We start from the raw sequence: 19,218 nt of genomic DNA, 5'->3' as shown, positions 1-19,218 counted from the left end.
GCTGCAGCCTGAAGGTCAACCGTTCCGCTCCCAAATGGGGTGCGGGATGCGACGACCATATGACCGCGGCCCCCTTTTATTTCATCCCGGCTGAGGGTGGAAATACTCGAAAATCCTGCGGGCGCTCTCGGCGCTCACCCCCGGAACCTTGCCGAGATCGGTGATCGAGGCCCGTTCGATCTCCTTCAGGGTTCCGAAATGATGCAGCAAGGCACGTTTGCGTGACGGGCCGATGCCCGGAATCTCCTGCAAGCCGGCCTCGCGGATGTCCTTCTTGCGCAGCTTGCGGTGCGAGCCGATGACGAAGCGGTGCGCCTCGTCCCGCAGGCGCTGGATGAAATAGAGCACGGGGTCGCGCGGCTCCAGCTTGATCGCCTCGCGCTCCGGCATGAACAGGGTCTCGCGGCCGGCATCCCGGTCCGGCCCCTTGGCCACGGACATCAGCGCCACCTGGGTCAGGCCGAGATTTGCAAAGATCTCCCGGACCGCGTTGAGCTGGCCGCGGCCGCCGTCGATGATCACGAGATCGGGCCATTGCGGGAAGTCGTCGTCCTTGGTTTTGGCCGCGCCCTCTTCGGGCGGATTGATCAGGCGCTTGAAGCGGCGCTCCAGCACTTCGCGCATCATGGCGAAGTCGTCGCCCGGCGTGATCCCTTCCGACTTGATGTTGAACTTGCGGTACTGGTTTTTGACGAAGCCATCGGGGCCGGCGACGATCATGGCGCCGACCGCGTTGGTGCCCTGGATATGGCTGTTGTCGTAGACTTCGATCCGCTTCGGCGCATGCGGCAGGCTCAAGGTCGTAGCCATGGCGTCCAGCAGGCGGCTCTGCGTCGCGGTGTCCGCGAGCTTGCGGCCCAGGGCCTCGCGCGCGTTGGTGAGCGCGTGGGTGACGAGCTCCTTCTTCTCGCCGCGCTTCGGCGTGGAAACCTCGACCTTGCGGCCGGCCTTTATCGACAGCGCGTTGGCGAGCAGCTCGCTCTCCTCGATCTCGTGCGAGAGCAGGATGTTCCTCGGCGGCGGCTTGTCGTCATAGAACTGGGCGAGGAAGGAGCCGAGCACCTCTTCCGGCGTATACGTCTTCTCCGCGCGCGGGAAATAGGCGCGGTTGCCCCAGTTCTGCCCGGTGCGGAAGAAGAACACCTCGACACATGAGAAGCCGCCCTCCTGGTGGATGGCGAACACGTCGGCTTCTTCCACCGTGCGCGGATTGATGCCCTGCTGCGACTGGATCGCGGACAACGCAGCGAGGCGGTCGCGGTAGAGCGCGGCGCTCTCGAATTCGAGCTCACCGGAGGCCTTCTCCATCTCGGCGGCAAGCTCCTGTTTCACCGCATGGCTCCTGCCGGACAGGAAGTCGCTCGCCTCGCGCACCAGGGTCGTGTAGCCGGGGAAGTCGATCTCGCGGGTGCAGGGGCCGGCGCAACGGCGGATCTGGTAGAGCAGGCAGGGCCGCGAGCGGCTCTCGAAGAAGGAATCCGTGCAGGAGCGGATCAGGAATGCGCGCTGCAACGCGGTGATGGTGCGGTTGACGGCGCCGGCCGAGGCGAACGGGCCGAAATAGCGACCGGGCCGCGTCTGCGCGCCGCGATGCTTCAGGATCTGCGGCGCCCAATGGTCGCCCGTGATCAGGATATAGGGAAACGACTTGTCGTCGCGCAGCTGCACGTTGAAGCGCGGCCGAAGCTGCTTGATGAGGTTGGCCTCCAGCAGCAGCGCTTCGGTCTCGGTGTGGGTCGAGATGATTTCCACGGTAACTGTGGCGGCGATCATGCGCAGGATGCGCGCCGGCTGCGGCGCACTCTGGCGCGCATAGTTCGACAGGCGCTTTTTGACGTTCTTGGCCTTGCCGACATAGAGCACGTCGGCATTCCCATTGAGCATGCGGTAAACGCCGGGCGAGGTGGGGGCGAGGCGGACCGCGCGTTCGATCGCCTCGTGGCCGGTCGCCAGCGGCTCTTCGCCGACCGTGCCGCTCTCTTCCAGGATGTCCGGCAGCCGTGCGTCGTCCTCGTCGTCCCCGTTTGCTGTGGCGGGATCGAGGTCGGGCGGCGCCGCTTCCGTCTCTTGGGGCGGGACGTCGGGCGCGTTGCCGCGCACGGGTTTGCGCGCACGTGCGTCGTCCGGATTGTCGGTGGAATCGTGAACCATGGTGCGAATTTAGGCGTTGCGGGTGCCGATTTGAAGTTCCGGCCGTGCGGCACGCACAGGATGGCGGCGCAGTTCCCGGTAACGCTTGCTTAAGCCTGTTAACAGCGCGGTAACCCGGCTTAACAGGCCTTTAACTTAAAACTCTCGATAAATGTTACGCGAAATAGTTGTGGTTCCGTAACCATGCGGTTTTGCCTCGCGCGGCGGCGCAGGCATCGCGCCGGGTGACGGCAGTTGCGTTGGAGTATGTGATGAAGAGGCTCGTTGTGGGCGCAGCCGCGTTGGCTGCAGTCGGCTGGACGGCTTCGGCAGAGGCCGCCGATCTCAATTACGGGCAGCGTGCGCCCTACACGGTCAATCAGCCGCTCAACGCCTATAGCTGGGCCGGTCCGTATCTCGGTGCCAATCTCGGCTACGAATGGGGCTCGGTGAACAACAATCCCGCAAAACCGTCGGGCTTCGTCGGCGGCGTTCAGGCCGGTTACAATTTCCAGACCGGCCCGTGGGTGTTCGGTGTCGAAGGTGACATCCAGGCCGCCGGTGCCGACGATACCTTCGCGCCGTGGAAGTTCTCCAATCCGTGGTTCGGCACCCTGCGCGGCCGCGCGGGCTATGCCCTCAGCAACGTGCTGTTCTACGGCACGGCGGGCCTCGCCTTCGGCGAGCTGCGCGCGCAGACGTTCGGCTGGACGGAGTCGCATACCAGCGCCGGCTGGACCATCGGCGCCGGCGCGGAAGTTGGTTTCGCGCCGAACTGGAGCGCCAAGCTCGAATATCTCTACATCGATCTGTCGACGAGTCAGTTCGCGATTACAGGCGTGTCAAACGGCTATAGCGCCAGCGTTGTGCGCGCAGGCGTGAACTATCACTTCTGATACCCAAAGAAGAAAATACCGGACTACAGCCTCCCGGCCGCTCGCGGCCGGGATTTTTTTTTGCGCCGGTGTTTCGCGTCGGACTCGCTAGGGAAGGATGACCAAATCGACCGCCTTCGGCCCCTTGCCCTTCTTGTCCGGTTCGACTTCGAAAGTAATACGCTGTCCTTCGGCAAGGTCCTTCAGTCCGGCCCGCTCCACAGCAGTAATATGCACGAAGACGTCGCGGCCCCCGTCGTCCGGTTTGATGAATCCGTAGCCGCGCTCACCGTTGAAAAACTTGACCGTTCCCGTCATGGCCATCGGGAAACTCCCCCTCATTGCTCCTCCGTCGTGACGCAGACGCACGTCACGACATGACCGGGCCTTACGAAGCCCGGGAGCTGGCCATCCTTGGGCAGACCATTCGGTCCGACTGGATCTTTCTTAGGCCTTCACTCCGCCGCAACCATTCGCGGAAGCGGAACGTAAAGCCAGTCACCGCAACAGCATAATACGGTTCTCTGCAGATTGACCACCGCTCCTGCATATTTTTCCCAAGATGCCGGAGTGTTACGGCCTTGGCACCTCTAATCGGAATCTGGCAGCGCCCCCTTGGCCGAGCGGCATTTCCAACTCGGGCAGGATCGTCTTGAGCTCGCCGTGCAGTGTGTAAGGGGGATTGACGATCAAGAGCCCGCTGGAGGTGAGGGCTGCGCCGTCGGCTTGTGGCGCCACGCTGAATTCGAGGCGCAGGCATTTTCCCGGCGGTTTTGCTGCGGCTGCGAGCCGCGCCACTGATTGCACCAGCGCGTCGGTGGCGCGCCGGCTCTTGGCGGGATACCAGATTACATAGATACCGGTCGGCCATTTCGCGAAAGCCGTCGAGAAGGCCTCTTCGAGCTTTTCGAACTCGTCCTTCGCCTCGAACGGGGGATCGATCAGCACGAGCCCACGCCGTTCCTTCGGCGGCACGAAAGCCGGCAGCGCCATCCAGCCGTCGAGGTCGACCACGCGGGCCTGTTCGTCGTGGCGCAGCACGCCGATCAGCGCCTTGCGCGCCTGCGGCTCGAGCTCGCAGAGCAAGAGGCGGTCCTGCGGCCTCAGCAGGCCGCGTGCGATCAGCGGCGAGCCCGGGTAAGCCTTGAGCTCGCCCTTCGGATTGAAGGCGCGGACGATGTCCAGATAGGGCTTGGTCAGCGCCATGGCGTCGTTCGACAGCCGCGCCTGCATCAGCCGCGCAATGCCCGTCAGCCACTCGCCGCCGCGACGCGCCTCGTCGCTTTCGAGATCGTAGAGGCCGGCGCCGGCATGGGTGTCGATGACGCGGAACGCGCCCGGCTTGTCCTGGAGATAGGTGATGATGCGCGCCAGCACGATGTGCTTGATGACATCGGCGAAGCTGCCGGCATGGAAGGCGTGGCGGTAATTCATGCAAGAGCACTACGCCACGTGACGGCCTGAGCAAAGAGGCACGACGCCTGGGCTACCCACCCCGGATCGGCGGCATCGCCACCTGGTCGCGACGGCAGGCGCGGCGGTCGATCTCCTCGCAGGCGCGGAATTGCAGGTCCTTGCTGAGGCAGATGCGGACTTCCGATAGCCGCGTCCGGTTGCAGGTGATCGAGACGGCGGCATTGCTGAGGCCCGGATTGGCCTTGATGAAGGCCTCCTCCACTTCCGCCGGCGCCACGGTCTTGGCCTGCGATAGATCGAGATATTCGGCCGGAATCTTGATCGCGGCGCGCGCCTTCCGGATCGTCTCGAAATAGCTGCGGTCGGCGAGCCCCGAGCAGGTGCCGTGCTTGTCCCATTCGTTGAAGATCAGCCCCGGCGCCGGCATCAGATCGAGCATGGAGGAGACGATGCTGCGGTTCAGCCGCGGCGAAGGCCGCTGGCAATATTCCGGAAAACCGTTCTCATATTGCGGCCACAGACCATGCACCACGAAAGCGTAGGGCCGTCCGCTGCACTGGATCTGCGAGCGGCCGCCGCGCTCCGCCGCCTCTTCGCAGAAGGAGGGCGACCACGACAGCGACAGCACATAAAAGTCGAACTCACCGGGCGTGTTCTGCCGCTTGTCCTGGGCCTTTGCGCCGCCGGCCAGTGCAGCCAGCCCGGCCGCAAGCGTCAGCGAGATCATCAGGCGCGAGAACGAATGCAATCTGGAATGAAACATGGCGACGCCCCTCAACTAGACTGTGCAGACGAGCCTAGCAGGCGATAGGAACATTTCAAGAACAAATTTCGGGCGACCATCGTTGGGCCGCCTGATCGGTCCGGATCAGCGCAATTATTGCTTGGCGGCGCGGCAGGCCGGGTTGTAGGCCCAGTTGCGGTCGAGCCCGACCACGCACCATTCCACGCCCTGACCGTAGCCGGCGAAGCCGCCGTCCTCGACGATCGAGAAGTGCACCTTGCGCATCTTGCCGTCCGTGAGCATGGCCTCGCCGGTGCAATAGCGGCGGGGGATGTTATCCGATGCCCAAGGCCGGAACGCGGTCTCGTGAACCGCGGCGAAGCCGGTGATCTTCAACGAGGAATTCCAGAACGAGCTTTCTTTCTCCCAGAACTGGCTGGCGATCGTCGGCAGCGCCCGGTCGCATTCGGAAACGTTGCCGTCATAACGCGGCCCGCTCAGCCAGAAATTCAGCTCCAGCGGATTGGCGGCCCTGGCCTCACCGAGCGACAGCGCCCCGAACAGGAGGCCGAGCACGGCGGCAAAGCGGAGCGATTTCAGGAAGGTCGAGGCGCGCATGGATGATCCAGACAGCATGATCTGCAAGGGTCGGACGGTGCCGCGAAGGCCGGGGGAGGTCAAGTGCAGCGCGGCAACACTTGCCGACGAGTTGACCGCAATGCTGCGTTGGACCGGCCATCGGTTCTTTCCACCGCCGCGCCGACACCGTAAACTGCCGCCAACCAATCGGAGTGACGGGAATGCGAATCATTGCGGCCGCGGGCCTACTTGCCTTGGGTATGATGGCGAGCCAGTCGGCGCGCGCCGATCTGCTTCCGGTGCCTCCGTTCAAGGGCAACGACACTGGCGGAATCATCGCCTATTCGATGGCAACCCAGGTCGATGCGCGGCAGGTCGCGGTCGATCACTGCGCCCGCTACGGCAAGGTCGCCAAATTCCTGGCGATGCAGGCCTATGAGGGCGGCTACATCTCGTTCTCCTGCCGCTGGGTGCCCTATGGCGCGGCCGACCAGCCGATCCGCACGCTCTACTGAGGCGCTTTCGCAACGCCGCCATCGCAGCCGGGAGCTTCCGACATGACACGCAAACTCGCTTTGCTCGGCTCCGCACTTTGCCTCGTCTTGTCGGCAGCCAGCGCCCGCGCTGACGACCTGCCGGTGCGCAAGGCGGGCCTGTGGGAATTGAAGATGGTCAGGACCGGCACGCCGGTGCCCGAGATGACCATGCAGCACTGCACCGACGAGACCGTCGACAAGGAGATGAACAACAACATCTCCCCGATGGCCAAGCAGATCTGCGCCAAGCAGGACATCAAGAAGACCGCAACCGGTTATGTCAGCGATTCCGAATGCAATGTCGCCGGCATCAGCACGACCTCGCATGCTGAGATCACTGGCGATTTCAATTCGGCCTATACGGTGAAGACATCGTCGCACGCGCAAGGCGGCGCCGCCGGCGCGGCAGGCCGCGACACCACCATGCAGCTCGAAGCGAAATGGCTAGGGGCCTGCAAGCCGGACCAGAAGCCCGGCGACATCGTGATGCCCGGCGGCTTCAAGATGAACGTGCGCGACATGGACAAGCTGAAGGCGCTGTTGCCGAAGTAAGGAAGATCGTAGCCCGGATGAGCGAAGCGAAATCCGGGACCGGTGCATCGATCGCGAAGAAAGAATCCCGGATTCGCTACGCTCCATCCGGGCTACATCACCGGTTACACCGGTATCCGCACGCTCGCTCTTAATCCGCCCATCGGACTGTCGCCAAGTGTGATGTCGCCGCCATGCGAACGGGCGATGTCGCGGGCGATCGCGAGGCCCAGGCCCGTGCCGCCTTCATCCTGGTTGCGGGCGTTGTCCAGCCGCAGGAACGGCTTGAACACCTCTTCGCGCAGGTGTGCGGGAATGCCCGGCCCGTCGTCGTCGACCGTCACGGTCAAATAACGGTGATCGCGCTGGCCGGTGATGGCGATGCTCTTGCCGTAGCGGGCGGCGTTGGTGACGAGGTTGGCAAGGCAGCGCTTGAACGAGGCCGGCTTCACCGTGACCACGGGCAGCCCGTTGAATGCGACTGTCGCCGTGTGGCCGTGGCGTTCGGCGTCGCTGCGCAGCTCCTCGAGCGCCTGGGCCATGTCGGTCGGCTGCGACTGCTCGCCGGAATCGCCGCGAGCAAACGCGAGGTAGTCCTCGAGCATCATCGACATCTCGTCGACGTCCTTGCGCATGCCCTCCATTTCGGGGCTGTCGCCGATCAGCGCCAGCTCGAGCTTGAACCGCGTCAGGATCGTGCGCAGATCGTGGCTGACGCCGGCGAGCATCGCGGTGCGCTGCTCCATCGTCCGCTCGATGCGCGACTTCATTTCGAGGAAGGCGACCGACGCGCGCCGCACCTCGCGCGCGCCGCGCGGGCGGAAATTCGGCGCCTCGCGGCCCTTGCCAAAACTCTCGGCGGCGTCGGCAAGTCGCAGGATCGGCTTGATCTGGTTGCGCAGGAATAGCACCGCGACGATCAGCAGGATCGAGGACGTTCCGACCATCCAGAACAGGAAGATCTCCGAGTTCGAGGCATAGGCGGCGCTGCGCTGCGCGAACACGCGCATCACGGCGTCGTCGAGCTGGATCCGGATCTCGACCAGATTGGAGCGGCCGACCGTGTCGATCCAGAAGGAGCGCCCGATCTGGCGGCCGAGCTGCACCGACAGCGTCTGGTCGAGCAGCGAGAAGAACGGCTTGGGTCCCGGCGGCGGCATGTCGCCGGCCGGGAGGAAATCGACGACGAGGCCCAGGCGCTGCTGCGCGATGCGGCGGATCTGGTCGCGATCCTTGTCTTGCGGATAGCCCTTGTAGACGTCGATCAGCGCGGCGATGTCCTGCACCACCGCGGCCGACAGGCGCCGTGTCACCGTGTTCCAGTGCCGCTCCATGAACACGAAGGCGACGACCGATTGCAGGATCACCATCGGCACGATCATGATCAGCAGCGCACGCGCGTAGAGGCCGGTCGGCATCCAGCCCTTGAAGGCGTTGCCCATCCAGCCATTGGCGGCGGAGACGCGGCCGGCGGCGCTCTTCAAAAGCGTCAGGCCGCTATCGATCGTGCTCATCGGTGGCGCTTCACTCTTTATGGCGAGGCTACCAGCCGGTAGCCGATGCCGCGCACGGCCTGGAGGAACAGCGGATTGGCGGGATCGGTTTCGATCTTGCGCCGCAGGCGGTTGATCTGCACGTCGACAGCGCGCTCGTTGACGCTGCCATTGCCGGTTAGCGCGCTGCGCGGCACGGTCTCGCCCGGTGTCTCCGACAGGATCCGCAGCATCTCGCGCTCGCGGTCGGTCAGGTGAATGACGTCTTCGCCTTGGCGCAGTTCGCCGCGGTCGAGGTGATAGATGTACGGGCCAAACGCGATCTTCTCCACTGCAGCGGCCTGCGGCGGCGGCGCAGCGCGCTTGAGGATGTTGTTGATGCGTAGCGCAAGCTCGCGCGGCTCGAACGGCTTTGCGACGTAATCGTCGGCGCCGATCTGCAGGCCCTCGATGCGCGCTTCGGCTTCATGCCGCGCCGTCAGCATCACGATCGGCACCGAGGACGAAGTCCGGATGAAACGGGCGAGATCGAAGCCGGTCTCGCCGGGCATCATGACATCCAGGATCAAGAGGTCGAAGTGCAGGCCCAAAAGCTTGGAACGGGCGTCGCTGGCGCTGGCGGCGGTCGAGACGCGATAGCCTTCGCCGGCAAGGAAACGCGAGAGCAGGTCGCGGATGCGGCGGTCGTCGTCAACCAGCAGGAGATGCGGAGCATCGTCGGCGGGGCGTGCCGGCGGGCGTGCGAGCGTGGCAGCGAGCGGCACGGTCACTCCTTGTCCTGATTGACGGTGGCGAAGATCGTTTCGAGCACCTTGTCGGGATCGTCGCGGTCGATCATCGCGCGCAGGAAGCGCTTGACGGTTTCGGCATCCTGCGGCGCCATCTCGGCGAGCGCCTTGGTGATGCGCGTGGTCTGGAGACCGGCGAGCTTCTGCACCAGCGCCTCGCCCTTCGGTGTCGCAAACAGCAGGCGTTGGCGGCGATCATTGTCGCCGGTCTTCTGGACGATATAGCCCTCGTCCAGGAGCTGCTTGAGCACCCGGCCGAGCGATTGCTTGGTGATGCGCAGGACGTCGAGGAGGTCGGCGACCTTGAGGCCGGGATAACGATAAACAAAGTGCATGACGCGGTGATGGGCCCGGCCGAAGCCGAACGCCTCCAGCTCCTGGTCGGGATCGCCGACGAAATCGCGATAGGCGAAGAACAGCAGTTCGATGATATCCCAGCGCAAATTGCCTCCGTCGTCTGCGGCCGGCCGCGGCCCGGCAGCTTCTTGAGAAGGAGTCGCGAAATTTATGTCAGGCATATTGACGTATCTTGGTCTCAATGTTACAAAACGATCGGCCCGTACGAAATTTTAGATCGTTTCGCGTCGGGTGGGCATCGAAGCAAGGCGGCCCCAGTGGGCCAGACAGGCGGCGACGGCCGGAGCAGATCAACCGTGCGATTGTCGAACGGCATTTCGGCAAAACATACTGGACTTCCGTCTTCCGCAAAAGCATGTCCTCGGTGACATGCTGGCCACGGAAACCGGCCGTAACAAGGCTGGCGGCGGTCCGGCCAGAAACCAATTGAGCCAGCCGGGCCCAAATCGGGGCAGGTGGGTGCCACAACGGCGCCGCTACCGGCAGCGGGAGGCAAGGACATGAGCATGAAATTCGACATCCAGCCCGCATCCAATCCGACCCCCGAGAAGGATCGGGTCGCCAAGCTGGTGGACCCCGGCTTCGGGCGGGTCTTCACCGATCACATGGCGGTGGTCCGCTACAACCAGGCCAAGGGCGGCTGGTACGAGGCGCGTGTCGAGGCCCGCGCCAATTTCCAGCTCGATCCGGCCGGCGCCGTCCTGCACTACGCCCAGGAAATTTTTGAAGGCCTCAAGGCCTACAAGCGCGACGACGGCGGCGTGAACCTGTTCCGCCCCGACGCCAATGCGCGGCGCTTCAAGGACTCGGCGGACCGCATGGCGATGGCGCAGCTCCCCGAAGACGTCTTCATCGAGGCCGTCGAGCAAATCGTGCGCATCGACCGCGCCTGGATGCCGGGCGGCGAGGGCAGCCTTTACCTGCGCCCGTTCATGATCGCGAGCGAGACCTTCCTCGGCGTCAAGCCGTCGTCCGAATACATCTTCGCGGTGATCGCCTCGCCGGTCGGCTCCTACTTCAAGGGCGGCCCCGCGCCAGTCTCGATCTGGGTGTCCGAGAACTACACGCGCGCTGCCGTCGGCGGCACCGGCGCCGTCAAATGCGGCGGCAACTATGCCGCAAGCCTGCGCGCCCAGGCCGAAGCGATCCAGCACGGCTGCGACCAAGTCGTGTTTCTCGATGCGATCGAGCGCCGCTACATCGAAGAGCTCGGCGGCATGAACGTGTTCTTCGTGTTCGACGACGGCTCGCTCTCGACGCCGCCGCTCGGCACGATCCTGCCCGGCATCACCCGCGATTCCATCATTGCGCTGGCCAAAGACGCCGGCAAAACCGTGCGCGAGGAGCCGTATTCGCTCGACCAGTGGCGCAAGGATGCGGCAAGCGGCAAGCTGAAGGAGGCGTTTGCCTGCGGCACGGCCGCCGTGATCTCGCCGATCGGTACGGTGCGCTCAGTGAGCGGCGATTTCGAGATCAGCGGCGGCGCCGCCGGCCCCGTCGCCATGGGCCTGCGCAAGCAGCTCGTCGACATCCAGTACGGCCGCACCAACGATCCGCATAACTGGATCCGCAATCTGTCTTGATTTTTGCCCTCTCTCTCTCCGCTCGCGGGGAGAGAGAGGCGCAATGAACGCGACACGATGATCGTGCGACAAAGTCCGAGACCTCGAATACCTGGACATCGAGTTTTCCGGACAATCCGATCATGACATCCACTCTTCCCCAGTCCCTGAAATGGGTCGTTCTCGCCGCAATCACCGGCGTCACCGTCTTTGGCATCCTGACCATCGGCCCCAAGCCGGACGTCTCCGCTGAGGGCCGTTCGCCCGTCGTCGACGTGCGCAACACCGATCCGGAGATGAACACCGCGATCGCGCGCGCCCGCGGCACGCTGCCGACCTTCTGGGCCTCCTACGAGGCGCCGAAACCGTCGGAAACGGGGCACGCCCTGAAGGTGCACTTTTCGACCCGCAAAGGCGGTGAGCACATCTGGATGGCCGAGGTGAAGAAGCTACCCAATGGGGGCTATTCCGGCCTCTTCGCCAACGAGCCACGCGATCTGCCGGGCAAGCGGGCGGGCGACAAGGTCGAATTCACTGAAGCCGACATCTCGGACTGGATGTTCATGCGCAACGGCAAGATCGTCGGCGGGGAAACCATCAAGCCAACGCTGAAGTCGCTGCCGAAAGCGGATGCCGATGCGCTGCGGGCACGGATGGAGCAGCCGTAAGGGCCTACCCGGCAGTTGCCGCTTCGCGCGTCGGCTGGTAAATGCCGCGCATGGCCGAGAAATCCAAAAAACCCCAAAAACTGAAGGCGCGCCTGCCGCGCGGGCTCGAGGATCGCGATCCCGCCGCGATCCGGGCGACGCGCGAGATGGTGGAAAAGATCCGCACCGTCTACGAGCTCTACGGGTTCGAGCCTGTGGAAACGCCGGCGATGGAATACACCGATGCGCTCGGCAAGTTCCTGCCCGACCAGGATCGTCCGAACGAGGGCGTGTTCTCGTTCCAGGACGACGACGAGCAGTGGATCTCGCTGCGCTACGATTTGACCGCGCCGCTCGCCCGCTACGTCGGCGAGCGATACGGCACCGACGCTCTCGTGTTGCCCTACCGCAGCTACCGGGTCGGCTACGTCTTCCGCAATGAAAAGCCGGGTCCCGGTCGCTTCCGCCAGTTCATGCAGTTCGATGCGGACACGGTGGGCTCGGCAACGCCGGCGGCCGATGCCGAGATCTGCATGATGGCGGCCGACACGATGGAGGCGCTGGGCATTGCGCGCGGCTCGTATGTCGTGAAGGTGAACAACCGCAAGGTGCTCGACGGCGTTCTGGAAGCCATCGGGCTCGGCGGCGAAGAGAACGCAGCGCGCAGGCTCACCGTGCTGCGCGCAATCGACAAGCTCGATAAGTTTCCCGCCGAGGAAGTTCGCAAGCTCCTCGGTCCCGGCAGATGGGATGGAGGCGAAGAAGGCAAGGGCGACTTCACGAAGGGCGCCAATCTAAGCGCGTCGGAAGCTGACGTCGTTCTCGCCATCACCAAACCGCGCGACGATTGGAAAGAGGCCATTGCCGCGGCGGAAACCTATCTAGCCAAGAGCGAAGTCGGTCAGGCCGGCGTAAGCGAGCTGGAAGAGATCGCGAAACTGGTGACGGCGTCGGGTTACGGTGCGGATCGCATCAAGATCGACCCCTCTGTCGTGCGCGGCCTCGAATATTACACCGGCCCCGTCTACGAGGTCGAACTGCTGCTCGAGACCAGGGACGACAAGGGCCGACCGGTGCGCTTCGGCTCGGTCGGCGGCGGCGGACGCTACGATGGCCTGGTCTCGCGCTTCCGCGGCGAGCCCGTGCCGGCGACCGGTTTCTCGATCGGCGTGTCGCGGCTTCAGGCCGCGCTGACGCTGCTCGGCAAGCTCGACACGAAGCCCGGGTTCGGCCCCGTCGTCGTCACCGTGTTCGACCGCGACCGCGTCGCCGACTATCAGAAGATGGTCGCATCGCTGCGAACCGCCGGCATCCGCGCCGAGCTCTATCTCGGCAATCCCAAGAACATGGGCAACCAGCTCAAATATGCCGATCGCCGCAATGCGCCCTGCGTCATCATCCAGGGCTCGGATGAAAAAGCGCGTGGCGAGGTGCAGATCAAGGATCTGATCGAGGGCGCGAAGGCGGCAGCCGCGATCGCTTCCAACCAGGAATGGCGTGAGAGCCGCCCGGCGCAGTTCTCGTGCAGCGAGGCCGATCTTGTCGCCAAAGTTCGCGAGGTGCTAGCGCGCCATGACGTGAGCTGGGGCTAGCTATTCGCTGACGCCGCCATGCCCGGGCTTGTCCCGGGCATCCGCCTCCTGTTTGATGGCGCCCGTCAATGGCCGGTGTTCGGCCCAAGGGAGAGAAAAATGCCTGAGATCACTGTCAGCATGGCCGAAGGCCGCACCGACGAGCAGAAGGCCGGCATGATGCGCGACATCACCCAGGCGCTGGTGAAGAATCTCGGCGTCGATGCCGACGCCGTCGTCATCCAGATCAATGAAGCCCCGCTCCGCCACAAGATGAAGGGCGGCAAGACGTTCGTGGAGCGCGCGGCGGCTGCGAAGAAGTAGCCATCGCTGTAACTGCAAACGCAACTGTCGTCCTGGCGAAAGCCAGGACCCATTACCCCAAGCGGCAGTTGTTGCAGCAGGTCGTGGTTTAGACCGCGCGTGACGATGTTGAGTCGGGGTAATGGGTCCTGGATCGGCGCTCGCTTTGCTCGCTTGTCCAGGACGATGGAGTGGCCCCATGGACGCACGCGACTTCATCAAGGTCGGCATGAGTGCCGAACGCACGCTGGTGGTGCCGGTAGAGCGCACGGTCGGGCATTTCGTGCCCGGCATGCCGATGGTCTATGCGACGCCGATGATGATCCTGGAGATGGAGATGACGTCGGGCGATGCGATCCGCGCCGCGCTTCAGCCGGGCTGGGTCACCGTCGGCACCGAGGTCGATATCCGTCATCTCGCAGCAGCCCTGGTCGGTGCGACGGTGCGAACCACTGCGAAAGTGGTCGCAGTCGAGCGCCGCGTCATCCGCTTCGAGGTCGAGGCCTTCGAGGGCAAGCGAAAACTCGGCGAAGGCCGCCACGCGCGCGGGCTCGTCAATGTCGAGATGTTCAACAAGCGGCTGGGGGCGACGTAGGAGCCGCCTGCGCTGCCCTCATCCTGAGGAAACCGCGCAGCGGTCGTCTCGAAGGATGGCGACAGGCGAGCCGGGCCTGCATGGTTCTCGCGGCGGTGCGCAGCACCGTCCGCCGCGCGCTTTGCGCCTCCTCACGATGAGGATCAGCTACTTCGCCAATTCCTTCGACCGCTGCGTCGCCGCCGCGATCGCGCGGATCATCAGTTCGCGCAGGCCGGGCTCGCCCATCAGCACGCCGAGCGCCGCGGCCGTGGTGCCGCCGGGCGAGGTGACGTTCTGGCGCAGCGTGCCGGAGGCAAGCTCCGACTGGTGGAGCAATTCACCCGAGCCGGCGACGGTTTCGCGCGCGAGTTTCGTCGCCAGCGCCTCGGGCAATCCCGCCTCGACGCCGGCGCGCGCGAGCTCTTCGGCCAGCAAAAACACATAGGCCGGGCCCGAGCCGGACACCGCGGTCACCGCGTCCATCAGGCTCTCGTCGTCGACCCATTCGACTGAGCCGGTGGCGCGCAGCAGCGCGTCGGCCACCGCGCGTTGCGGTTCGCTGACCTTGTTCGCGGCGACAGCCACCGTGATGCCTCGACCGATCGCGGCCGGGGTGTTCGGCATCGCGCGCACCACCGCCCCGCCGCAGACCTCCTCAAGCGAGGCGATCGTGGTTCCCGCCATGATCGACACCACCAAGGTCTTGTCGGAGACGAACGGCTTCAGCTTGGCGCCGGCCTCGCGAAACATTTGCGGCTTCACCGCGACGACGAGCGTCTCGACCTGGCCCGCCGTCGCCATGTCCGGATTGAGCGCAACGCCCCTGGCGGCAAGTGCGGTGATCTCGGCCGAGATGTGCGGATCAATCACCGCGACGCGGCGCGGATCGAGCCCGCCCGAAAGCCATCCGGTCAGCATCGCGCCGCCCATCTTGCCGGCGCCGGCGAGCAGGATGGTGCCGGTGATGTTTTCGAGAGTGCTGTTCGCCATCGCTGCTGCCACCGCCGTCGCCCTGGCGAAGGCCAGGACCCATTACCCCGGCTGGTTCTAGTGGATGGATGGCGGAGCAACAAGCATCGCGAGCTACGGAGAGACCTCGCGGTATGGGTCCTGGCTTTCGCCAGGACGACGATGGGAGAAAGCTGGGCTCGCTCGCGGCCCTCGGGAGAGTGCTCTTACGCCTCGCCCACCGTGTCGAACATCGCCGCGTCCATGGCCTCCGTCGTGGACTTGCCCGCCCACACCACGAACTGGAACGCCGGGAAATAGCGTTCACAGGCGTGGATGGCGCCGGCGAGCATGGCTTCGCACTGGCCGGTGGAGGCGATGAGCCCGCCCGGCAGCACCAGGGCCTGCCGGTGCATGATCATGCCGGTGGTGGTCCACAGGTCGAAGTGCCCGACCCACAACTGCTCGTTGACCGCGGCCACGAGCCGCTGGACCTCCGATCGCCGCGCAACCGGAATCTTCATGTCGAAAGCGCAGGCCAGATGCAGCGCCTCGATCTCGCCCATCCAGGTGAAGGAGATCTGGTAGTCGGTCCATTGTCCCTTGGAGACAATCGTAAGTTCGTCTTCGCCGGAGCGTTCGAACGGCCAGTTGTTGCTGGCAGCGATATCCTCGACCACCGCGAGCGGATGGTTTTTGGAATCGATGGTGCCTTCGAGCAGGGACATGCCGTCTCGACCTCTTGCCTTTTTGTTGTCTTTGATACGCACGCGGTTGGTCCGGCGCGCGCTCCCCTAATTTCGTTAAGGCGATCCGTTCGGATCAGCGCGGGCTTGTCGCGGATCAACTGATGTGATTTGCGGAATCTGCGCAACTAGCTGCCGAGTCCGTCCACAAGTCAGGACTCGTTCGTCCACAGCTCATCTCCGCCACAATTATTAACGCCGGGGAGGCCGAACCGGACGGAGAAGAACAAACCGGAATCGGATTCGCCGATGGCACGCCAATCGTTAATTCCACCGCGTGGCGGCTGGACCACGATAGCGGCATGGGACCATGCGGTTTTCCCATGCGGAACCCGCTTGCCGCGGCCCCGAACCGGCGTCATATTTCCGGTCAGGCCGTTCATTCCGGGCGGCCGATGTTCTCAGGGCGGGGTGAAAGTCCCCACCGGCGGTAAGGGCCGAAAGGCCTAAGCCCGCGAGCGCCTTCCCAAAGTGTGTTGCTGAGGGGAAGGGTCAGCAGATTCGGTGCAACTCCGAAGCCGACGGTTAAAGTCCGGATGAAAGAGAACGGTCGGTGGCAGACGCATCGCAGGATGCGGCTGTTTGTCGTTCCGTGTGCCCTGATTCTGGTCCTTAACTGAGGAAAGCCATGAATCAGATGTTGCAAGATACCCAAGTCCAAACTTCCAAAGCCGAAACTTCCCAACCAACCCAAACGCCACCGCCGGTTCCACAGGATCCGGTACCCGACCATCCGCGCTTCGCGAAACCGCAGCGGGTGGCCTTCGTGCAGGCCTGCTGGCACCGCGACGTGGTCGAGGAGGCCCGTATCGCCTTCGTGAAGGAGGCAGAAGCGCGCCACCTCAATCACGTCGACGTGTTCGAGGTGCCGGGCTCGTTCGAGATCCCGCTGCATGCGCAGATCCTCGCCAAGACACGGCGCTACACCGCGATCGTCGCGGCCGGCCTCGTCGTCGACGGCGGCATCTACCGCCATGAGTTCGTGGCCGACACCGTGATCAAGGCGTTGATGGACGTGCAGCTGCGCACGGAGGTGCCCGTGTTCTCCGCGGTGCTGACGCCGCAGCAATTCCACGAGACCGAGGTGCACTACGATTTCTTCCGCAGGCATTTTGCGATCAAGGGCGTCGAGGTGGCGGCCGCCTGCGCGGAGACGTTGCTCGGGCTCGAACGCCTGCGCGGCCAGGTCGCCGCGGGAATCGTGTAACGCAGCGCAACGACCATCCCTCATCCCGAGGAGCGCGAAGCGCGTCTCGAAGGATGAGGGGCGATCGTCGCCGTCATCACCCCAATGACACCCCCGCTTTGGCGCGGCTGATCCCGAGGGCCAGGATGCGCTGCAGGAGAGCCGGATATTTGAGCCCGTCATGTAGAGCCGCCGTCGCGAACTCCTGGCTCTTGGCGATCTCGGGATTGGGATTGGCTTCGATGAAATACGGCGTGCCGTCGGCGGTGAGACGAAAATCGATGCGCGCGTAGCCGTCGAGGCCAAGCGCCCGGTAGATGCGTTTCGCGGCTCGCTGGATCCTGGCGGTCACTTCCGGCGCCAGATCCTTCGCAGGCCCGTCGACGATGCCGACCTTCTCCTGATAGTCGGTGTCGTGCTTGGCCTTCTCAGTGGCGATATGCCGTGACGAGCGGCCGCCCATGCTGCCGAATTTCAACTCCCAGATCGGCAGAACACGTAAGCGGTTGTTGCCGAGCACGCCGACGTAAAGCTCTCGCCCCTCGATGAACTGCTCGGCGATGGCGGCGGATTCGACCCGCTCGTGGATGAAGGCAACCCGCTCGGCCAGCTTTTCGTCGGTGTCGACGATCGAGGCTTGCGAGATGCCGAACGAGCCATCCATGTTCAGGCTCTTGACGATCAGCGGCAGCGCAAGACGCGTCGGGCGTTTCACTTTGCGGCGCATCGGGAAGACAGCGAAGGCCGGCGCGGCGATCCGGCGGTGATGCACCAGCGTCTTGGACAGATCCTTGCCGCGGGCCAGGGTCAGGCCGCGCGGATTGCACCCGGTATAAGGGACCTTCATCAGCTCGAGATAGCTCGCGATGTGCTGGTCGAAGGCGACGTTGTTGTGGAATTCCTCCAGCAACGTGAAAACCACGTGCGGCTTGAACTCCTCGATCGCCTCGCGCACCGGCCTGATTTCCTCCTGCGCGCCGAGCGGTCGAACCTCGTGGCCGGCTGCACGCAAGGTGCTCACCACGTCGTACTCGGTTTTCCACGCATTGATCTCCTGCGGGCTGTATCCGTCGGAGGAGTCCGGAGGCAGGAAGTCCGGATGCATGAGAACCAGAATGCGCAGACGTCTCATAGCGCGATCCATTTTCGTCGAGACGGGCCAAACATCGTGTGCATCGTCTTCGCGGTCACGAGGACGATGAAGTCGAGAACGAGCTTCTGTTCAGGGCCGACGGCACGCAGATCGAGCTCGCGACAACGGGAGATCATCTCGTCAAGCACGGCATCGAGCGTAAGCTGATTCTCGCCGGTCCATCGCGCGACCAATTGCCTGATCTGGGAGCGGTGGCGCCTGATCAGGGCCGAAGCCGGCTTTGAGCGGTGATGCCGTGGATCGGCTGAAAACAGCCGGGAGAGATCGCGGTCGTAGGTCTTGGGGGGTGTGAAGGCGTAGAACGCCTGCTTCTTCTTGTAGTGCTCTTCGAGCGTCTGGCTGAGCCGACCCAGCGTATCGACACGCTCCCGCGTCGCGATCGGCGGCCGCTTTCCCGCGATCTCGCCCATCAGCTCGTCGACATATTCGAGCTTCTTCAGCGCCGGCCAACCAGCATATCGCGTCCGCCAGTTCGAACGGGGCCGCAGCCACACCGCAAAGGTCTCGGCGAAATCCTCGTCCGGATGGCTCTGCGCATACCACAGCCGCAGATGCTGGACGTAACGCCTGCTCGCCGGATTGGGCCGGTAGTAGCGCGGGTAGTGTTTCGACGACGGGCCGAACAGCTGCTGCCAGCGCCGCCGGCGCTGCAGCTGGTAACCGTGCTGGATCGCGTGGCCCGCTTCGTGACGGAGGATGGCCATGCACTCGCGCCATGTTCCGCCCTCGACGTCGAACATCATCTTCTTCTCGAGCTTCATCAGGCGGGGATGAGCGAGATAGAACGGAATGGCGATGCCGGGAACGCCGCCCGGACTGAACCATTCGCTCGACATCCAGGTGTGCGGCCGCAGCCGGATATCCCGTTCTTCCAGCTCCTCATAGAGCGTGCTGACGCAATCCTCGAGCCAGGTGCCTTCGACCGTAACCCTCAGGCTGGAGAGGCGTTGCTTGAGCAACTCGTCATCCGACAGCTTCTCCCAGGCAAATTTCCGGCGTGGCATCGGGCATCCAGAGGGCAGAGATGACTCGGGATTCGGATGATGTCATGGGCGGTCGTTGGCAACAACCCGGGGGCTGCCTCGTGAGGGACGTA

At 64.3% G+C, this 19,218-nt stretch carries 21 protein-coding genes and 1 riboswitch; of the genes, 9 read left to right on the top strand and 12 right to left on the bottom strand.

All coding sequences use genetic code 11. The features are described 5' to 3' along the window. Positions 1-81: 81 nt before the first annotated feature. Entirely contained in the window at positions 82-2,151 is a 2,070-nt protein-coding gene (gene uvrC, locus IVA75_RS29100) for an excinuclease ABC subunit UvrC (protein ID WP_247284474.1), read from the bottom strand. A 251-nt stretch (positions 2,152-2,402) separates the two neighbouring features. Here uvrC and IVA75_RS29095 point away from each other — a divergent pair, with 251 nt between their 5' ends. Further along, entirely contained in the window at positions 2,403-3,026 is a 624-nt protein-coding gene (locus IVA75_RS29095; protein WP_247284470.1) for an outer membrane protein, read from the top strand. Between the two features lie 87 nt (positions 3,027-3,113). Here IVA75_RS29095 and IVA75_RS29090 read toward each other — a convergent pair whose 3' ends face one another. From IVA75_RS29090 to IVA75_RS29075, 4 genes are all read right to left on the bottom strand, one after another. Further along, complete coding sequence (locus IVA75_RS29090; RefSeq protein ID WP_007614865.1) at positions 3,114-3,329, bottom strand: cold-shock protein; 216 nt, start codon at positions 3,327-3,329, stop codon at positions 3,114-3,116. 249 nt (positions 3,330-3,578) lie between these two features. Further along, the gene (gene rlmJ, locus IVA75_RS29085; protein ID WP_247284467.1) at positions 3,579-4,439 is read right to left on the bottom strand and encodes a 23S rRNA (adenine(2030)-N(6))-methyltransferase RlmJ; all 861 of its coding nucleotides are present in this window, start codon (positions 4,437-4,439) and stop codon (positions 3,579-3,581) included. Positions 4,440-4,491: 52 nt separating this feature from the next. Continuing rightward, positions 4,492-5,184 (bottom strand): ribonuclease T2, encoded by a 693-nt coding sequence (locus tag IVA75_RS29080; protein WP_247284454.1) that lies wholly within the window; start codon positions 5,182-5,184, stop codon positions 4,492-4,494. A gap of 114 nt (positions 5,185-5,298) precedes the next feature. Beyond that, positions 5,299-5,763, bottom strand: coding sequence for a hypothetical protein (locus IVA75_RS29075; protein ID WP_027565385.1), 465 nt, complete (start codon positions 5,761-5,763; stop codon positions 5,299-5,301). Between the two features lie 182 nt (positions 5,764-5,945). Between IVA75_RS29075 and IVA75_RS29070 the strand changes: the two genes are divergently transcribed. Further along, positions 5,946-6,239, top strand: coding sequence for a hypothetical protein (locus IVA75_RS29070; protein WP_007596852.1), 294 nt, complete (start codon positions 5,946-5,948; stop codon positions 6,237-6,239). A gap of 42 nt (positions 6,240-6,281) precedes the next feature. Further along, the gene (locus tag IVA75_RS29065) at positions 6,282-6,812 is read left to right on the top strand and encodes a DUF3617 family protein (RefSeq protein ID WP_247284451.1); all 531 of its coding nucleotides are present in this window, start codon (positions 6,282-6,284) and stop codon (positions 6,810-6,812) included. A gap of 104 nt (positions 6,813-6,916) precedes the next feature. On the opposite strand, the gene IVA75_RS29060 is transcribed toward IVA75_RS29065, so the two are convergent. From IVA75_RS29060 to IVA75_RS29050, 3 genes are read right to left on the bottom strand one after another with little or no spacing between them, the layout of a single operon-like run. Continuing rightward, complete coding sequence (locus IVA75_RS29060) at positions 6,917-8,305, bottom strand: ATP-binding protein (RefSeq protein ID WP_027520375.1); 1,389 nt, start codon at positions 8,303-8,305, stop codon at positions 6,917-6,919. Between the two features lie 17 nt (positions 8,306-8,322). Further along, positions 8,323-9,054 carry a response regulator transcription factor gene (locus tag IVA75_RS29055; RefSeq protein WP_018453502.1) on the bottom strand — a complete coding sequence of 244 codons (732 nt, stop codon included), beginning with the start codon at positions 9,052-9,054 and terminating at the stop codon, positions 8,323-8,325. Beyond that, a complete protein-coding gene (locus IVA75_RS29050; RefSeq protein WP_247284440.1) occupies positions 9,051-9,590 on the bottom strand; it encodes a MarR family transcriptional regulator in 540 nt (179 codons plus the stop codon). The genes IVA75_RS29055 and IVA75_RS29050 overlap by 4 nt, the downstream gene beginning before the upstream one ends. Positions 9,591-9,929: 339 nt before the next feature. On the opposite strand from IVA75_RS29050, the gene IVA75_RS29045 reads away from it, so the two are divergent. The 5 genes from IVA75_RS29045 to IVA75_RS29025 all read left to right on the top strand — a co-directional run bounded on the left by IVA75_RS29045 (position 9,930) and on the right by IVA75_RS29025 (position 14,107). Then, positions 9,930-11,012, top strand: a complete 1,083-nt coding sequence (locus IVA75_RS29045; protein WP_027565383.1) for a branched-chain amino acid aminotransferase — start codon at positions 9,930-9,932, stop codon at positions 11,010-11,012. 122 nt (positions 11,013-11,134) lie between these two features. After that, positions 11,135-11,659, top strand: a complete 525-nt coding sequence (locus tag IVA75_RS29040) for a DUF2314 domain-containing protein (RefSeq protein WP_247284438.1) — start codon at positions 11,135-11,137, stop codon at positions 11,657-11,659. A 50-nt stretch (positions 11,660-11,709) separates the two neighbouring features. Next, positions 11,710-13,230 (top strand): histidine--tRNA ligase, encoded by a 1,521-nt coding sequence (hisS, locus tag IVA75_RS29035; protein ID WP_247284436.1) that lies wholly within the window; start codon positions 11,710-11,712, stop codon positions 13,228-13,230. 18 nt (positions 13,231-13,248) lie between these two features. Further along, the gene (locus IVA75_RS29030; protein ID WP_256378942.1) at positions 13,249-13,533 is read left to right on the top strand and encodes a tautomerase family protein; all 285 of its coding nucleotides are present in this window, start codon (positions 13,249-13,251) and stop codon (positions 13,531-13,533) included. Positions 13,534-13,711: 178 nt separating this feature from the next. After that, positions 13,712-14,107, top strand: coding sequence for a hotdog domain-containing protein (locus IVA75_RS29025; protein ID WP_247284418.1), 396 nt, complete (start codon positions 13,712-13,714; stop codon positions 14,105-14,107). Positions 14,108-14,254: 147 nt separating this feature from the next. Here the strand turns inward: IVA75_RS29025 and proC are convergent, their stop codons facing one another. Both proC and IVA75_RS29015 read right to left on the bottom strand, forming a co-directional pair. Beyond that, the gene (gene proC, locus IVA75_RS29020) at positions 14,255-15,079 is read right to left on the bottom strand and encodes a pyrroline-5-carboxylate reductase (RefSeq protein WP_247284414.1); all 825 of its coding nucleotides are present in this window, start codon (positions 15,077-15,079) and stop codon (positions 14,255-14,257) included. A 185-nt stretch (positions 15,080-15,264) separates the two neighbouring features. Beyond that, positions 15,265-15,765: a YbjN domain-containing protein gene (locus IVA75_RS29015; RefSeq protein ID WP_007614845.1), complete on the bottom strand. Its 501-nt coding sequence runs from the start codon at positions 15,763-15,765 to the stop codon at positions 15,265-15,267. A 411-nt stretch (positions 15,766-16,176) separates the two neighbouring features. Further along, a riboswitch (FMN riboswitch) is annotated at positions 16,177-16,335 on the top strand. A gap of 76 nt (positions 16,336-16,411) precedes the next feature. Here IVA75_RS29015 and IVA75_RS29010 point away from each other — a divergent pair. Continuing rightward, complete coding sequence (locus IVA75_RS29010; RefSeq protein ID WP_247284393.1) at positions 16,412-16,990, top strand: 6,7-dimethyl-8-ribityllumazine synthase; 579 nt, start codon at positions 16,412-16,414, stop codon at positions 16,988-16,990. Positions 16,991-17,066: 76 nt separating this feature from the next. On the opposite strand, the gene IVA75_RS29005 is transcribed toward IVA75_RS29010, so the two are convergent. Together IVA75_RS29005 and IVA75_RS29000 are read right to left on the bottom strand one after the other, a co-directional pair. Next, the gene (locus IVA75_RS29005) at positions 17,067-18,101 is read right to left on the bottom strand and encodes an ATP-grasp domain-containing protein (RefSeq protein WP_027565376.1); all 1,035 of its coding nucleotides are present in this window, start codon (positions 18,099-18,101) and stop codon (positions 17,067-17,069) included. Further along, positions 18,098-19,126 carry a putative zinc-binding metallopeptidase gene (locus IVA75_RS29000; protein WP_027565375.1) on the bottom strand — a complete coding sequence of 343 codons (1,029 nt, stop codon included), beginning with the start codon at positions 19,124-19,126 and terminating at the stop codon, positions 18,098-18,100. The genes IVA75_RS29005 and IVA75_RS29000 overlap by 4 nt, the downstream gene beginning before the upstream one ends. Between the last annotated feature and the right edge of the window lie 92 nt (positions 19,127-19,218).

It is taken from the genome of Bradyrhizobium sp. 134 (assembly GCF_023074155.1).
GTDB lineage: Bacteria > Pseudomonadota > Alphaproteobacteria > Rhizobiales > Xanthobacteraceae > Bradyrhizobium.
Note: the sequence above shows the minus strand (reverse complement) of the source record. Positions and strands in the feature narration are given on the sequence as shown.

Coding starts and splice junctions, on each gene's coding strand:
- uvrC (WP_247284474.1), bottom strand. CDS start 2,151: ATGGTTCACGATTCCACCGACAATCCGGACGACGCACGTGCGCGCAAA.
- IVA75_RS29095 (WP_247284470.1), top strand. CDS start 2,403: ATGAAGAGGCTCGTTGTGGGCGCAGCCGCGTTGGCTGCAGTCGGCTGG.
- IVA75_RS29090 (WP_007614865.1), bottom strand. CDS start 3,329: ATGGCCATGACGGGAACGGTCAAGTTTTTCAACGGTGAGCGCGGCTAC.
- rlmJ (WP_247284467.1), bottom strand. CDS start 4,439: ATGAATTACCGCCACGCCTTCCATGCCGGCAGCTTCGCCGATGTCATC.
- IVA75_RS29080 (WP_247284454.1), bottom strand. CDS start 5,184: ATGTTTCATTCCAGATTGCATTCGTTCTCGCGCCTGATGATCTCGCTG.
- IVA75_RS29075 (WP_027565385.1), bottom strand. CDS start 5,763: ATGCGCGCCTCGACCTTCCTGAAATCGCTCCGCTTTGCCGCCGTGCTC.
- IVA75_RS29070 (WP_007596852.1), top strand. CDS start 5,946: ATGCGAATCATTGCGGCCGCGGGCCTACTTGCCTTGGGTATGATGGCG.
- IVA75_RS29065 (WP_247284451.1), top strand. CDS start 6,282: ATGACACGCAAACTCGCTTTGCTCGGCTCCGCACTTTGCCTCGTCTTG.
- IVA75_RS29060 (WP_027520375.1), bottom strand. CDS start 8,305: ATGAGCACGATCGATAGCGGCCTGACGCTTTTGAAGAGCGCCGCCGGC.
- IVA75_RS29050 (WP_247284440.1), bottom strand. CDS start 9,590: ATGCCTGACATAAATTTCGCGACTCCTTCTCAAGAAGCTGCCGGGCCG.
- IVA75_RS29045 (WP_027565383.1), top strand. CDS start 9,930: ATGAGCATGAAATTCGACATCCAGCCCGCATCCAATCCGACCCCCGAG.
- IVA75_RS29040 (WP_247284438.1), top strand. CDS start 11,135: ATGACATCCACTCTTCCCCAGTCCCTGAAATGGGTCGTTCTCGCCGCA.
- hisS (WP_247284436.1), top strand. CDS start 11,710: ATGGCCGAGAAATCCAAAAAACCCCAAAAACTGAAGGCGCGCCTGCCG.
- IVA75_RS29030 (WP_256378942.1), top strand. CDS start 13,249: ATGCCCGGGCTTGTCCCGGGCATCCGCCTCCTGTTTGATGGCGCCCGT.
- IVA75_RS29025 (WP_247284418.1), top strand. CDS start 13,712: ATGGACGCACGCGACTTCATCAAGGTCGGCATGAGTGCCGAACGCACG.
- proC (WP_247284414.1), bottom strand. CDS start 15,079: ATGGCGAACAGCACTCTCGAAAACATCACCGGCACCATCCTGCTCGCC.
- IVA75_RS29015 (WP_007614845.1), bottom strand. CDS start 15,765: ATGTCCCTGCTCGAAGGCACCATCGATTCCAAAAACCATCCGCTCGCG.
- IVA75_RS29010 (WP_247284393.1), top strand. CDS start 16,412: ATGAATCAGATGTTGCAAGATACCCAAGTCCAAACTTCCAAAGCCGAA.
- IVA75_RS29005 (WP_027565376.1), bottom strand. CDS start 18,101: ATGAGACGTCTGCGCATTCTGGTTCTCATGCATCCGGACTTCCTGCCT.
- IVA75_RS29000 (WP_027565375.1), bottom strand. CDS start 19,126: ATGCCACGCCGGAAATTTGCCTGGGAGAAGCTGTCGGATGACGAGTTG.